Source organism: Paenibacillus mucilaginosus 3016, from assembly GCF_000250655.1.
Taxonomy (GTDB): Bacteria; Bacillota; Bacilli; order Paenibacillales; family NBRC-103111; genus Paenibacillus_G; species Paenibacillus_G mucilaginosus.
Genome location: NC_016935.1, coordinates 3131201 through 3144782, shown reverse-complemented (window position 1 = coordinate 3144782; position 13582 = coordinate 3131201). Strand labels below are relative to the sequence as shown.

Genomic DNA, 13582 nt, shown 5'->3' with positions numbered 1-13582 from the left:
TTGAATACGCTTTCAGTATAGCCCCCCGGACCTGCTTTTTGTAACCGCTTTTATTCCGAAATGGTGTCTTGATTTCCTGGAATCAGGTTCCCTCTTCCCCAGCCGACGGCCGCTTCTCCCGGTAATCGGCAGGAGACACCTTCATCACCTTCTTGAAGGCTTTGCTAAAGTATTTGACATCATTGAAGCCGGAGAGCTCCGCCACCTCATATACGCGCAGCGTGGTGGTCCGCAGCAGCCCGCACGCATGCTCGAGCCGCAGATGGATCAGATGGTCGATGAAATTCTGCCCCGTCACCTTCTTGAAAAGCTCGCTGAAGTAATTGCGGGAGACCGCCACGTGGTCCGCCACATCCTGAAGCGAGATGTTGCGGGTATAGTTGGCGCCGAGATACTGAAGCGCCTGGGAGACGATCCGCCGGTGCAGCCCGGCGTCCTCGGGAACCGCCGCCGGTTCCCCCGGCTCCTGGAGCGAACGCAGCGCCTCCTGGAGCAGCAGCCGCACCTCCTCGAGCGACTCCATGCCCTGCAGCGCTTCGATGCGCTCGGCCGCCTCGCTGCCGGCATCCGCCGGGCGGCGCAGCGCCGCCAGCAGGCCCCGGGCCTGGCGCTTCACCTCCGCCGGAGACGGACGCTGCTCGCTCCAGAGGGCCGCCAGCTCGTCGAGCAGGCTGGCGGCCTCCTCGGCCCGGCCCCCGGCGGTCTGCGCCTCGAGTGCGGCGAGCAGCGCCTCCTGCGGCTCCTTCGCCCCCCGGCCGGACTGCGGTGCGCCTCCGCCGCCCGGCTCCGCCCGGTAAGGCCGGACCGCTCCGGGGCCCTCATAGAAGCGCAGACGCGCTGCCTCCCGCCCCTCCCGCACGGCACGCCGGAAATCCACCGCGCCTGCAGCCGGGCCGCTCACTCCAAGGGTCAGCGTGCAGCCCCGTTCGGCCGCCTTGGCCTGCAGCCGCTCCAGCCCGTCCGTGCTCTTCAGGACGAGAATGAGCTGCTCGGCGCCGACGCGCAGGGCGATGCCCTCCCCGCCGTACTCCTCATAGAAGCTCTCCTGCAGCTCCTCCATCAGAATCTCCGTGTAGATGCCGCCCTCCTCCGAGCGCAGCCGGGCCGCCCCGTCGAGCTCGGCGACCACCGCCCGGTAGCCGGATGCGAGCCACGGCGGCTCCACAGCAGCGGACTCCTCCGTCCCCTCTCCCAGCAGCAGTCTGGCGAAAGCTTTCTCAAGCTCCTCCCTCCGCCGCACCTGCTCCCGGTGCTCCACCAGGTCCCGGATTCGCCGCTCCTCCTCGGCCTGGCTCCGTGCCTTGTTCAGCACCTCCTTCAGATCCGTCGGCTGCATGGTCGGCTTCAGCAGGTAATCTGTCGCCCCCATCCGAATCCCTTCCCGGACGTAAGCAAAATCGCTGTGGCAGCTGAGCAGGATGATCTTCACCGACGGGAAGCTCTCCCGGACCTGACGCATGAGCTCCATCCCGTCCATTACCGGCATCGCGATGTCCGTGATGAGAATGTCCACTTCCCCGCGCTCGATCCAGGGCAGGGCACTGCGCCCGTTCGAAGCCTCCCCGACCACCCGGTAGCCGCTCCCTTCCCAGTCGAACGTCTCCCTCAGGCCCATGCGGGCCAGCGGCTCGTCATCAACCAGCAGAACTCTGTACATAAGCGTCCTCCTTTTGTCTAATCGGAAATGTAAGCTGCACCCGCGTCCCCGTGCCCTCCCGGCTCTCCACGGTGACCCCGTAATCGCTGCCGTAGTAGAGCTGAAGCGTCTGGTGAACGTGGGATAGCCCGATGCGCGTCATGCCGCCCGTACGGCTGCCCCCGGCCCCGCCAAGCAGGTAAGGCAGCTTCTCCGCTGGGATGCCGACCCCGTCGTCCTCGATCACAATGACCGCGTCCTCCCCCTGCCGGTAGACCGTGATGCCGACCGAGCCCTTGTCATCCCTCGGCGCAATCCCGTGGAAGATCGCGTTCTCCACCACCGGCTGCAGCAGCATCCTCGGCATCGTCAGGCCGGACAGCTCCTGGGGACACTGCACGCTCAGCGTAACGCCATTGTTGTAGCGGTACTGCTGGATGATCATATACTTCTCCAGCAGCTGAAGTTCCTCTCCCAAGGTGACGATCGGACCGGTCCGCTCCAGACTCGACTCGAGAATATGCACGAGCGTCGAAATCATGGCCGCCACATCGTCGGTGCGCTGCAGCTTGGCCATCCAGCGGATCGTATTGAGCGTGTTATACAAAAAATGCGGGTTGATCTGGTAGCGGAGCGCCCGGATCTCGGCCTTCTTCTTCTCGCTCTCCTCTTCGGCTATCCGCTCGATGAGCTGCTGGATCCGGGCAATCATCTTGTTGAAGCTGCGGCTGAGCCGCCCGATCTCGTTGCGCCCCTGGATCGGGGAACGCACCGTCAGGTCGCCTGTCTCCCCCCGGTGCATGAGCTGGCTCAGGTGCACGAGCGGGCGGCCGATCCGCTGGGCCACATAGTAGCCCATGATCAGGGCCACCACACCCGAGCCCAAGGCGATCCATACCGTGAGGTCGCGGATCTCCACCGTTCCGGCCACGAGCTCCTCCAGCGGGACGATGCCGGTGACCTTCCAGCCGTTGCCGAGCTCCGCCGGGATGACCATCTGCTGGCGGCCTTCCACCTCCAGCACTTCGGTCTGCCCGGGCAGCTGCAGCGCGGAGCGCTGGCCGTACAGGGAGGCATCCCCGTGGTATGCGAACCGGTTTCCCTCATCGACAAGGTACGTATAGCCGGTACGGCCAAACCGCATCTCCCCTAGCGTATCGGTCAGCACCTTGCCCCGGACCTCGATGAACATGACGCCGATGATGCGTCCGGTCTCGACCTCCTTGACGGTCCGCCCCACCCCGAACACCGGGATGCCCATGTCCACGCCTTTGAGATAGGAGATATTGGAGAGCCCGAACCAGACCGTACGGCCGTCCGCTTCGACGATCCGCCTGTACCACTCCGTCTCCCACGGGTCGGTCAGACTCTGAATTGAGGAGGAGATCACGGAGTTCTCCCGGTTCACATCGAGAATATAGATGTCCATAATCTCCGGCATGTTCATTATGATCTGGTAGAGGAACTGCTTGGCATCATAGTTCAGCTTATACTGCTCGAAGGGCTCCGAAGAACCGCTGCCTTCAAGCGCTTCCTGGATCAGCGGGGAACTGAACAGCCGCATTGAGGTGTCGTCGAGCCGCTTGAAGACGAAGTCCAGGTTATCGCGCACCTGCTTGATCGTGAGGGTAGCCACGTGGCTGACCTGCTCTTCAATCATGCGGGCCGACTTCTGATAAGACAGGTAGCCTCCGATCAGAACCGGGATCAGGATCGAGATGAAGAAGAGCAGGTAGAGCTGGACCGCAATAGAATGAAAACCTTTGACATACCGGTCGATAAACCGTTTCCACCGGGAGAGGATGGCGCTTGGCATGATGTCCCTCCATTCGTTACTGGATGGTAGAGGGATTCGGATGACCGGAGCGAATTTCCTGCTTGACAGCCCATGCTTCGGAGGCCACCGCTTTCCTTTATGAAAGCAATATGAAATTCGACACCAATAAGGTTACTTCGACACCCACATTATGTTAAATTGTTAATGTAATGTTAATTTATTACTTTATTTAGGAGGGATTATGATGTTTAAAATGATTCCAAAGAAGATTCGCACCCTTTCTCTGGCCTTAGCATGCGTGCTCGCGCTTCCGTACGGCAGTGCGATGGCGGCCGAAAGCGCCGCCATACCGACTGTCGAGAAATCGCAGGCCGCCCCTGCCGGAGCCGGCGAATGGGATTATGTCGGTTCTTCCACCTTCACCTACTCCAGTGCGGTAGCCAAGTCGGCCGGGGGCGATTTTCTCGTCTGCCTGGAATCCGGACCTTCCGGTTACTACAACCTGTATGAGGACGATCCGGACGGCAACGCCGACGAGCGCGTAGGCTACGTCTATCTGTATGCCGGCGCCTGTGGCGCCTTCCGCAGCATCGGAGGCTTCGTCGATGGCGACAACAACCGGGCGGAGTTCTATGTATACAAAGCCTTCGGAGGCACGGCTACCGTTTCGTTCTACGATTGACGGGGAGTCGGCTGCCGCTGCCCGCTCCATGATATAAGGCTCATGTAGTGAAGATCCCCTCAGGCTCACAACGCCAATAAGGCCCATCCGGAGATGAATGGACCTGCGTTGTTTGGCCGGAGGGGATTTTGGTCTGTGTCAGCCCGGAGGCCGGCGCTGCCCTGTGATCTTCCACAGCAGCCCCGCGATGATCCCTAATAACGTATTCGTGATCAGCAGTCCCGGACTCCCGCCATAAGTCGTATCCAGGAGAAACGTCAAAGCGCAAGCCAGGATCCCCAGCACCACTGCCACCATCATCCCTCCTTTTCCGCTGCACATCATTTCAATATACTCGCACACCCTCGTACGCAAGCAGATCACTGCAAAAAAGGACTGCCCTCCGGCAGCCCCCGATTTGTCTTACGTGTGAATCTTGCTCCACTCACCGGCTTCACCGGCTACCCGATCCAGAGCTTGAACAGCCCTTCGTTCACCCCGAGATTATACATGTAATAGATCCCGAAGAGCGTGCTGATCAAGCCCGTCAGAGAAGTCAGCGGTATGTTCAAGCCCGATTTGTTCGCCGTAAGAACGAACGGAATGCCAATCACCGTGGTGAAGAACAGCATGCCCGCTACCGTTCCCGCTCCGAACACGAGGATATAAAACGCGCCTTCCCAGGCGCTCTGGACCGTGCTCATGGTCAGCAGCACCATGGCCCCGCTCCCGGCCAGGCCGTGCACCAGACCGATCAGCATGGATTTGACGTAGGATACCTTCGGCTGTTCATCGGCCGCACCAGCCGACGTATGGGAATGAGACATCCCGCCGTGCTGATGTTTATGTACGCTGAGCTTCCGGAAGGAAAGCGTCGTCGTGATACCGAGATAGACGAGCATGATCCCCACCAGGAACTCGAGGGACATCGCCCATTTCTCCGGAATTTCGTTCTTCATGAGAATCAGAATGAGTCCTACGATGAATAAGGTTGCCGTGTGGCCGATACCCCAGTAGACCCCGGCCATGGAGGACCTCGATAACTTTTTGCTCTGGCTGGCTATCGTCGATACGGCGATCACATGATCGGGCTCCACGGCATGCTTGATGCCGAGGACGAAGCCCAGGGCCAGAATCGACAGCAAACTGACTTCCATTCCTGCACAACCTCCTGCTCCCTAAGTCCAAGTCCGTGTTACATTCGTGCGTCATCGTGTTACCCATGTTACTTAATGTAACACACCCGCCGGGAATAGTCACTCCTAAATTCCCCCGGCCTGCGCCCTCCCCGCAATGAAAAAAGGCGTCTCCATCCCATCCGGGACGGACACACCTTCTTGCCGTTCTTATTCCGCTTCCTGAAGCCGCTCCTTGCAGAAGAGCTCCAGCGTCTGCACTTCTTCGTCCTCGAGGTCGAACTCCAGGTATTTGTCGCTGCTGCGCTCGTAGAGATCATACTTCACGATGCCGCTGCGGTTCTCAGCCACTCCATAAATCACGCGAACATAAACGCCCTGTTCGGAGTAGAGCTCGTCATCCTCTTCCACCTCGAGATCGAGCCTGAACTCATAGCGCTGCCCCTCGATGATGCCGAACGGATCTTTGACCTTCTCCACGCTGTATTCGGTAACACTGAACAATGGGATCATCCTTTCCAGACTTCTGCCCCTATTATACATGAAAAAGGGCTGAAAGCCAGAGCAGCCCTTGCAGCCGGCATCCGGGAGAGAGTAACGGGTTATCCTCCAAGGTTCCCGGAACTTGCGCTCCCGCCTTCGCGGTGAAAGGTCGAGGACTCCCGGATGATGAGCCTGGACTTCACCTCAATGCGGCTGTCCGCGGCTTCCCCGGGGCCCGGCTTCTCCTCCCCCAGGAGGCTGAGAAGCTTCTCGGCCAGCATCGAGCCCATAAGGTAGCTGGGCTGCTCCACCGTGCTGAGATGCGGGGTGATGTAGCGCGAGATCCGGTTGTTGTCCACACCGAACACCGCCAGCTCTTCGGGGATGCGGATGCCGAGCTCGCTGCACGCCTTGTAGACGCCGAGGGCCATCTCATCGTTCGCCGCATAGACCGCCGTGAACGCATGGCCCTTCTCCCGCAGCCGGAGGAAGGCCCTGTAGCCGCCCTCTTCGCTGAAATCGCCGTTCTCGATCAGTGCGGGCTGGAAGCCGATGCCGCTGCGGTGCAGCGCTTTCATGTAGCCCTCAAGCCGCTCGAACGCGTCGGTCGCCTCCGGGTAGCCGCCGATGAAGGCGATCTGCCGGTGTCCCTGCCGGACGAAGTGCTGGATGACCTCTACCGAGAACGCCGCATTATCCGTATAGCAACAGGGGATGGAATCATGCTCGATCTGCCTGCCGATAACGCCGATCGTGAAGCCTTTATCCGCTTCTTCGGCGAATATCTCCGCTGCTGCCTCCGGGGCTACAAAAATCAAGGCATCCACGGTCCGGTTGTGCAGCAGGGCAAAATAGTCCGGCTCCCTGCCCTTCCTGCCCGAGTAATCGCAGATGATGACATGGTAGCCCTTCGACTCCGCCTTGTTCTGTACGCCCTTGATGATCTCGGCGAACAGCGACACGTTAATATCCGGCACGATCACGCCGATGGTCATCGTCCGCTGGGAACGGAGCTGCTTGGCCGCCGCATTCGGATGATAATTCATGTCGCGGATCGCCTGAAGCACCTTCTCGCGCGTCTTCTCCTTGACGAGCTCTCTATTGTTCAGCACCCTGGAGACGGTCGCAGGGGACACCCCGGCCGCCCGGGCCACATCGATGATTTTCTTATCCACTCCGGCTCCCCCGCCCTTCTATGTCGGTGACAGTTCTTACTCACGCTGAGTGCATGTGCAGTTTCCTCTCATTATAGGTGTGCTGCCGGGCTTACACAATAGAAGGAGCTTCACACGACCCGCCGCGCGAGAACGCCGCTCCGGTGCAGGCCGAGTATCGCTCCCCACGTTCCCGGATGTTCCAAGCCGGTCTTCGGAGCTGTTCTATAAGCTGTGCTCGGTTAATGTCCCGCCGGGACCGAAGGTCAGGGTCTTCGTCGCGATTTTGTCGATGAAGAACCGGTCATGGCTGACTGTGATCACGGCGCCCGGAAAATGGATCAGCGCCTGCTCCATCACCTGAATGCTCGCCAGGTCGAGATGATTCGTCGGTTCGTCGAGTACGATGACCGCAGCTCCCGACAGCAGACACTTGGCCAGCGCCACCCTTGCCTGCTGTCCGCCGGACAGCTGACCGATCATTTTATGCTGGTCGGCCTCGGAGAACTGCAGCATTGAGAGGAAGCGGCTTACTTTTTTTCGGGGTGCATCCAGGCCAAGCCCGTATACGTTCACGGCGTGAGAGACCGTGTCCTTCCCGTCCAGCTCCTCCCACATCCGGTTGAAGTAGGCGAAAGAGACGCCCTTCTCCCAGCGGATCTCGCCCGAGTCAGGCGGCTCCTGCCCGGTCAGCGCCTTGATCAGGGTCGATTTGCCGCTGCCGTTCGGACCGAGAATGGCCAGCCGGTCTTCCTTCTGAATGTCGAAGCTGACGTTCTGGAACAGGGTGCGGTCCCCATACACCTTGCTGATCCCTTCGACCCTGCACAGGTTATCCGGAACCCGCAAGTTCTGATAGATATCCGTAATGAGCGCGTTCACCGGGTTGGGCTCGACCCGCTTCTTCAGATCCGCGAGCTTGCGGGACAACCGGTCGCCGGACTTCTTCTGGCGCTTGTTGTCGATCCCTTCAGCCTCGATCAGCAGCAGCTCTTCTTCCCATTCGAACTGGCGGTCCAGCTCCTTCTTGCGGAGTTTTTTCTTCCGTATGTATTCCGTATAGCTGCCCTCATATTCGTGAAAATGGTAATTCTCGATCTCCACGATACGGGTAACGACCTTGTCGATAAACTGCCGGTCATGCGAGATCAGGATCATCGCGCCGCCGAACCGGTTCAGCCACTGCTCCAGCCACACGAGCCCGTCCAGATCCAGGTAATTCGTCGGCTCGTCCAGCAGCACGATATCCGGCTGCTGGATGAGCATCTTCGCGAGGGCGGCCCGGTTCCTCCAGCCCCCGGACAGCTGCCCGATCGGCTGGTGACGGGACGTGTCGTGGAAGCCGAGCTTGCTCAGCACCGTGTCGATCACCACCGGTACATTCCAGCCGTCATGATGCTCCATCTGTTCGAAGAGCTCCGCCTGCCGGTTCAGCAGCTCATCCATCTGCCGGTCGTCCGGACCCGAACCCATCTTCTCCTCAATATCCTTAAGCTCCCGTTCAATCTCGCGGATGTGCTCAAAGCACAGTTCCAGCTCCTGCTGGACGGAATTCTCCCCCTGCAGCTCCGAGAACTGGGAGAAGTACCCCACCTTGACGTTCCTGTTCACTTCCACTTTTCCGGCGGTCGGCTCTTCCCGCCCCAGGATCAGCTTGAATACCGTCGATTTGCCTGCTCCGTTGCGGCCGATGAGTGCCACACGTTCCCCTTCACCCACCTTGAAATACACATCCCGCAGGATCAGGGTATCCTCATATTTCTTCGTGACATTCTCCAGTCGAATCAAACTCACGCTATTCACCTCCTCTCTATAATTCTGGAATAGCGTCCGTTCTCCTGCATGGCATCAGGAGACAGACGCCGCAGTCCCTTCCCCGATACATAAGACAACGCCTGCCGGCGTCCTTTAAGATCTCTGCGTGCTGCCTGCAGTTCGAGCCGGAAGGTTTGCGGTTCAGCCGCCGCTTCCGGTGACCGATCGTTTCGGCACGGCGACGGAACGTTCGCTTTAAAATAGCGGATGTGAGGTCTCTTATTGAGGTATTTCCGGGGATTTCCCAGAAAATAGCGGAACTCAGATGCTTTATAAGAGGAAACCCGGTCCGGAAACCGCGCAATCCCTAAAATAGCGCATCGGAGTTCCTTTATTTGTGGTGGATATCATCGAAAAAAGGGAATAACGCACCGTACTTCCGCTATTTTCATTGACCGCTTGCGTGCCAGCAGAATCGAACCCCCCAATTTTATCAATTCCATCATGTCAAAAAAGACCGGTATACCGGAGCAGAGGAACCTCTGCCGCCAAGTATACCGGCCTATCTATCCATTAGCATTCGGGTTCATTCCCTGCGAACCGGGAGTCTATCTCCCCACGACAGGTCCTGCCGCACGGATATCCTCGCTTACGTCACCGAACTTCGCGAAGTTGCGGTGGAACGCAGCCGCCAGCTCGGCCGCTTTGGCGTCGTAAGCACTGCTGTCCGCCCAGGTGCTGCGCGGCTGCAGTACGTGATCCGGCACGCCGGCAACCCGGTCCGGAACCTGCAGGCCGAATACCGCATCGGGCGTGAATCCGGCCTCTTCGATGCTGCCGTCAAGAGCTGCGGCCACCATCGCCCGGGTGTGCCCCAGATTCATGCGCGAGCCCGTACCGTAAGGACCGCCCGTCCAGCCTGTGTTCACGAGATACACGCGGACTGCATGCCGGTCGATCTTGCTGCCGAGCATCTGCGCGTACACTTCCGGCTTCATCGGCAGGAACGGGGCGCCGAAGCAGGCGGAGAATACGGCTTCCGGCTCCGTGACGCCGCGCTCCGTGCCCGCGAGCTTCGAGGTATAGCCGGAGAGGAAGTGGTACATCGCCTGCGCCTTCGTCAGCCTGGCGATCGGCGGCAGCACGCCGGACGCATCGGCGGTCAGGAAGACGATGACCTCCGGGTGGCCGGCCATGCCGTCCGGAACGGCATTCGGAATGTAGTCGATCGGATAAGCGGCGCGAGTGTTCTCCGTCAGCTCCCCGCTGCTGTAGTCGGCTTCGCGGGTGAACGGGTTCACCGCCACGTTCTCCAGCACCGCGCCGTGACGGATCGCCTGCCAGATCTGCGGCTCCTTCTCTTCACTGAGACCGATGCACTTGGCATAGCAGCCGCCCTCGAAGTTGAATACGCCGCGCTCCGACCAGCCGTGCTCGTCGTCGCCGATGAGGCGGCGGGACGGGTCGGCCGATAGCGTCGTCTTTCCGGTGCCCGACAGGCCGTAGAAGAGCGCCGTATCTCCGCGCCCGCCCACGCTGGCCGAGCAGTGCATCGGCAGCACGCCCTGCAGCGGCAGCAGGTAGTTCAGGACGCTGAAGATCGACTTCTTCATCTCACCGGCATATTCCGTTCCGCCGATGAGCACGATCCGGCGCTCGAAGGAGATAACGATGAACGTCTCGGATCTCGTGCCGTCCTTCTCCGGGTCGGCCTTCAGGCCCGGCAGCGCCAGCACCGTGAAGTCGGGCGTCACCGCTCCCTGCTCCCCGTTCGCCGGACGGATGAACAGCTGCCTCGCGAAAAGGTTGTGCCAGGCATACTCGGTGCGCACGCGGATCGCCAGACGGTGAGCCGGATCGCTGCCCGCATAGCCGTCGAAGATGTAGGTCTCGCGACCAGCCACGTAATCCTGCGCCCGGAGATAGAGCCGTTCGAACTGCTCCTCCGTCATGGGACGGTTGACAGGACCCCAGTCGATCTGCTCGCGGACGGACGGCTCGCTGACAATGTACTTGTCCTTCGGCGAACGGCCGGTGAAGGCACCCGTGCGCACGCTCAGGGCGCCGGTCGAAGTCAGTCTGCCCTCTCCCCGGGCCAGCGCCTCTTCGATCAGCTCGCCCACCCCGAGACCGTAATGCACCTGCTCCGATTCGATTATGCCAAAACTGCGCTTTGCCATGGCTGCACATTCCTTTCTGCTGTAAGCTCCGCCAATTCCACAACCCGGCAGGCATAAGCCCACTCGTTGTCATACCAGGCGAGCACCTTGATTTGGTTCTCCATGGCGGCGACGGACAGGCCGTCTACCACCGCGGATTTGGAGTTGCCGATAAAGTCCACTGAGACGAGCGGCTCTTCGGTGTATCCGAGATAGCGGGCGAACGCCCCCTGCGCCGCTTCCCGGAAGACCCCGCGCACCTCGGCCGCATCCGTGGAGCGGCGGACCTGCACCGTCAGATCGACGAGCGAAACATCCTGCGTCGGAACCCGCAGGGACAAGCCTTGAATGTGCGGGGCCAGGTGAGGCAGCACATCCCCGAGCGCTTTGCCTACCCCGGTGGACGTCGGCACGATCGACTGGGTGCAGGCGCGCGCCCGCCGCAGATCCTTGTGCGGGTTATCGAGATGGTTCTGGTCGGAGGTGAACGAGTGTACGGTGGTCATCCATCCGCCGGTGACGCCGAAAGCGCGGTCCAGGATATGGAGCACGGGCGACAGGCAGTTCGTCGTGCAGGAGGCGGCAGAGAGAATCCGGTGCTTCCCCGGATCGTACATGCCGTCATTGACGCCCATGACTATCGTCAGATCGACGTCCTTGCCCGGTGCGGTCAGGATGACCTCGGCAGCTCCGGCGGCTAGATGCTTCGCGGCGCCCTCCCGGTTGTTGAACTTGCCCGTGGCATCCAGCACCAGGGTCACGCCCAGCTCACCCCAGGGCAGCTTCTCCGGGTCCCGCTCGCCCACGATCCGGATGCTCTGCCCGTTAATGATCAGATTTCCGTCCTCCACCGATACGTCGGCGTCCCAGCGTCCGTGAACCGTATCGTATTTGAGGAGGTGGGCCACCGTTTCCGCAGGGTAGACGCAGTTGATCGCCTTGAGCGCAAGTCCCGACGCTTCTCCCGAGAAGAGCCGGCGGACCAGCAGCCTTCCGATTCTCCCCATTCCGCTGATGCCGATGCTTTTCGTCACTTTCACCCTCGATCGCCTCCAATAGTACACTTATATAATTCTCAACGCTGTATTTATTGTATACTATTTCTTGTTTAATGTGTACTATTTAATTCATTAATTCACATTTTGTTCATTTAGAACACGATCACGCCGAGCAGCAGAGCCGTCGCGAGCATGACGAGCGTGGTGCCCACCGCCCATTTGAGGGTAAACCGCTGGTGGTCGCCAAAATCAACGCCGGCCAGCCCGACAAGCAGGTAAGTCGAGGGTACGAGCGGACTGAGCAGATGCACAGGCTGCCCGAGCAGCGAAGCTCTGGCCATCTCGGCCGGGGTGACCCCGTAAGCCGCAGCGGCTTCCGTAATCAGAGGCAGGATACCGAAATAGTATGCATCATTGGTCATAAAGAACGTGAACGGCATGGAAGCGAGCGCGGCGATCACGGGCATATGCGGCCCGAGCGCCTCGGGAATGACGGCGACGAGCGACTGGGCCATCGCGTCGACCATCTTCGTGCCGGAGAGAATGCCGGTGAAGATCCCGGCGGCGAACACCATGCCTGCCACAGCGAGCGCATTGCCCGCATGGGCTTCCAGCCGATCCTTCTGGTCCGCGAGCTTCGGATAGTTCACGATCAGGGCAATCGCCAGCGCGATCATAAAAAGAATGGTCAGCGGCAGCACATTCAGGATCAGACAGGTCATCAGTGCGGCCGTCAGCGTAAAGTTGAACCAGAGCAGCTTCGGCCGCTTATGCTCGAGCACTTCCGTGGAAGCCGCGAGTCCGGCGATGGCCGCCTCCTGCTCGGGATGGCGCAGGGCGCCTTCGAGCCCGAGCCGTTTGCGCTCCCCGCGCCCAAGCAGGTAGGCGGCGAAGACGACCCATACGGCTGCAGCGACCATCCCCGGAATCAGCGGCGTGAACACCTCCGAGGCGTCGAGATGCAGGGCGCTCATCACCCGGGCGGTCGGACCGCCCCACGGGGTAATGTTCATGACGCCGCTGCCGAGCATCGTCACCGCGGACAGGATCAGCGGGTTCATCCCGAGCCGCTGGTACAGGGGCAGCATCGCTGCGGCGACAATCATATACGTAGTGGAGCCGTCCCCGTCGAGCGAGACGAACAGCGACAGCAGTGCCGTGCCGACGACGATTTTGACCGGATCGCCCTTCACGAGCTGAAGCGTCTTGTTCACCATGGGATCGAACAGGCCGGCATCGATCATGACGCCGAAATACAGGATGCCGAAGATCAGCATGACACCGGTAGGGGCAATCGTCTTCACGCCGGCCAGCATCATGGTCCCGAGCTCCGCATGGAAGCCCCCGATCAGGGCGAAGACAATCGGCACGAGGATCAGAGCCGCGAGCGGCGAAATCCGCTTCGTCATGATCAGGTACATGAAGACCGTGATCATCCCGAAACCGAGCAGAGAGAGAAACATCCTCAGCACCCCCCTGCCGTGGAAGGAAGCACCCGGATGGAGCCTTCCAACACCTGCTTGTCTTCCAGGCGGTAGGCCGGGAACGAAGCATAGCCGAATTCCAGCACATCCACACACGTTCCGCAGAGCTCCTCCGGCCGGCCGCCGGGAGCCGCACCCGCGCCGCACAGCGGACAGGCCGAGGCTCCCTCCATCGTCTTAACCGCTTTCATTCTCCTGTAAGCTTTGAGCATTATATGCTGTGCCTGCATTCTCTTCATCCTCCCTGATCGCCTGCGCTCCTTGGAACCCCTTCCATGTAAGCGCATTACTTTGGTCTTACGAGTAGTATAGTGACCGGGAGGGGAAGGGAACAGTTTC

12 protein-coding genes are annotated in these 13582 nt (G+C 60.4%); 1 reads left to right on the top strand and 11 read right to left on the bottom strand.

The genetic code is table 11. The features are described 5' to 3' along the window. Positions 1 to 82: 82 nt before the first annotated feature. Together PM3016_RS13505 and PM3016_RS13500 are read right to left on the bottom strand one after the other, a co-directional pair. Positions 83 to 1657 carry a response regulator transcription factor gene (locus PM3016_RS13505; RefSeq protein ID WP_014369876.1) on the bottom strand — a complete coding sequence of 525 codons (1575 nt, stop codon included), beginning with the start codon at positions 1655 to 1657 and terminating at the stop codon, positions 83 to 85. Continuing rightward, a complete protein-coding gene (locus tag PM3016_RS13500) occupies positions 1635 to 3452 on the bottom strand; it encodes a sensor histidine kinase (protein ID WP_013916173.1) in 1818 nt (605 codons plus the stop codon). The genes PM3016_RS13505 and PM3016_RS13500 overlap by 23 nt, the downstream gene beginning before the upstream one ends. 202 nt (positions 3453 to 3654) lie before the next feature. Here PM3016_RS13500 and PM3016_RS13495 point away from each other — a divergent pair, with 202 nt between their 5' ends. Further along, entirely contained in the window at positions 3655 to 4095 is a 441-nt protein-coding gene (locus tag PM3016_RS13495; protein ID WP_013916172.1) for a hypothetical protein, read from the top strand. A 138-nt stretch (positions 4096 to 4233) separates the two neighbouring features. Here the strand turns inward: PM3016_RS13495 and PM3016_RS38640 are convergent, their stop codons facing one another. The 9 genes from PM3016_RS38640 to PM3016_RS13455 form a co-directional block, all read right to left on the bottom strand. After that, positions 4234 to 4395 carry a hypothetical protein gene (locus PM3016_RS38640; protein ID WP_014650623.1) on the bottom strand — a complete coding sequence of 54 codons (162 nt, stop codon included), beginning with the start codon at positions 4393 to 4395 and terminating at the stop codon, positions 4234 to 4236. Between the two features lie 140 nt (positions 4396 to 4535). Further along, positions 4536 to 5231 carry an urease accessory protein UreH domain-containing protein gene (locus PM3016_RS13490; RefSeq protein WP_014369874.1) on the bottom strand — a complete coding sequence of 232 codons (696 nt, stop codon included), beginning with the start codon at positions 5229 to 5231 and terminating at the stop codon, positions 4536 to 4538. A 189-nt stretch (positions 5232 to 5420) separates the two neighbouring features. Next, entirely contained in the window at positions 5421 to 5714 is a 294-nt protein-coding gene (locus PM3016_RS13485; protein WP_013916169.1) for a DUF6509 family protein, read from the bottom strand. Positions 5715 to 5812: 98 nt separating this feature from the next. Further along, entirely contained in the window at positions 5813 to 6868 is a 1056-nt protein-coding gene (locus PM3016_RS13480) for a LacI family DNA-binding transcriptional regulator (protein WP_014369873.1), read from the bottom strand. 204 nt (positions 6869 to 7072) lie between these two features. Further along, complete coding sequence (locus tag PM3016_RS13475) at positions 7073 to 8641, bottom strand: ABC-F family ATP-binding cassette domain-containing protein (protein ID WP_014369872.1); 1569 nt, start codon at positions 8639 to 8641, stop codon at positions 7073 to 7075. Positions 8642 to 9210: 569 nt separating this feature from the next. Next, positions 9211 to 10782: a phosphoenolpyruvate carboxykinase (ATP) gene (pckA, locus tag PM3016_RS13470; RefSeq protein WP_014369871.1), complete on the bottom strand. Its 1572-nt coding sequence runs from the start codon at positions 10780 to 10782 to the stop codon at positions 9211 to 9213. Beyond that, on the bottom strand, positions 10758 to 11801 hold the full coding sequence (gap, locus tag PM3016_RS13465; protein WP_014369870.1) for a type I glyceraldehyde-3-phosphate dehydrogenase: 1044 nt from the start codon (positions 11799 to 11801) through the stop codon (positions 10758 to 10760). Before gap ends, pckA begins: the two co-directional genes overlap by 25 nt. Before the next feature lie 110 nt (positions 11802 to 11911). Continuing rightward, a complete protein-coding gene (locus tag PM3016_RS13460) occupies positions 11912 to 13222 on the bottom strand; it encodes a CitMHS family transporter (RefSeq protein WP_014369869.1) in 1311 nt (436 codons plus the stop codon). Positions 13223 to 13224: 2 nt separating this feature from the next. Further along, positions 13225 to 13473 carry a hypothetical protein gene (locus PM3016_RS13455; RefSeq protein WP_014369868.1) on the bottom strand — a complete coding sequence of 83 codons (249 nt, stop codon included), beginning with the start codon at positions 13471 to 13473 and terminating at the stop codon, positions 13225 to 13227. Positions 13474 to 13582: the final 109 nt, after the last annotated feature.

Excerpts from the sequence above, each read along its gene's own strand:
- PM3016_RS13505 (WP_014369876.1), bottom strand. The coding sequence starts at position 1,657 with ATGTACAGAGTTCTGCTGGTTGATGACGAGCCGCTGGCCCGCATGGGC.
- PM3016_RS13500 (WP_013916173.1), bottom strand. The coding sequence starts at position 3,452 with ATGCCAAGCGCCATCCTCTCCCGGTGGAAACGGTTTATCGACCGGTAT.
- PM3016_RS13495 (WP_013916172.1), top strand. The coding sequence starts at position 3,655 with ATGATGTTTAAAATGATTCCAAAGAAGATTCGCACCCTTTCTCTGGCC.
- PM3016_RS38640 (WP_014650623.1), bottom strand. The coding sequence starts at position 4,395 with ATGATGGTGGCAGTGGTGCTGGGGATCCTGGCTTGCGCTTTGACGTTT.
- PM3016_RS13490 (WP_014369874.1), bottom strand. The coding sequence starts at position 5,231 with ATGGAAGTCAGTTTGCTGTCGATTCTGGCCCTGGGCTTCGTCCTCGGC.
- pckA (WP_014369871.1), bottom strand. The coding sequence starts at position 10,782 with ATGGCAAAGCGCAGTTTTGGCATAATCGAATCGGAGCAGGTGCATTAC.
- PM3016_RS13460 (WP_014369869.1), bottom strand. The coding sequence starts at position 13,222 with ATGTTTCTCTCTCTGCTCGGTTTCGGGATGATCACGGTCTTCATGTAC.
- PM3016_RS13455 (WP_014369868.1), bottom strand. The coding sequence starts at position 13,473 with ATGCAGGCACAGCATATAATGCTCAAAGCTTACAGGAGAATGAAAGCG.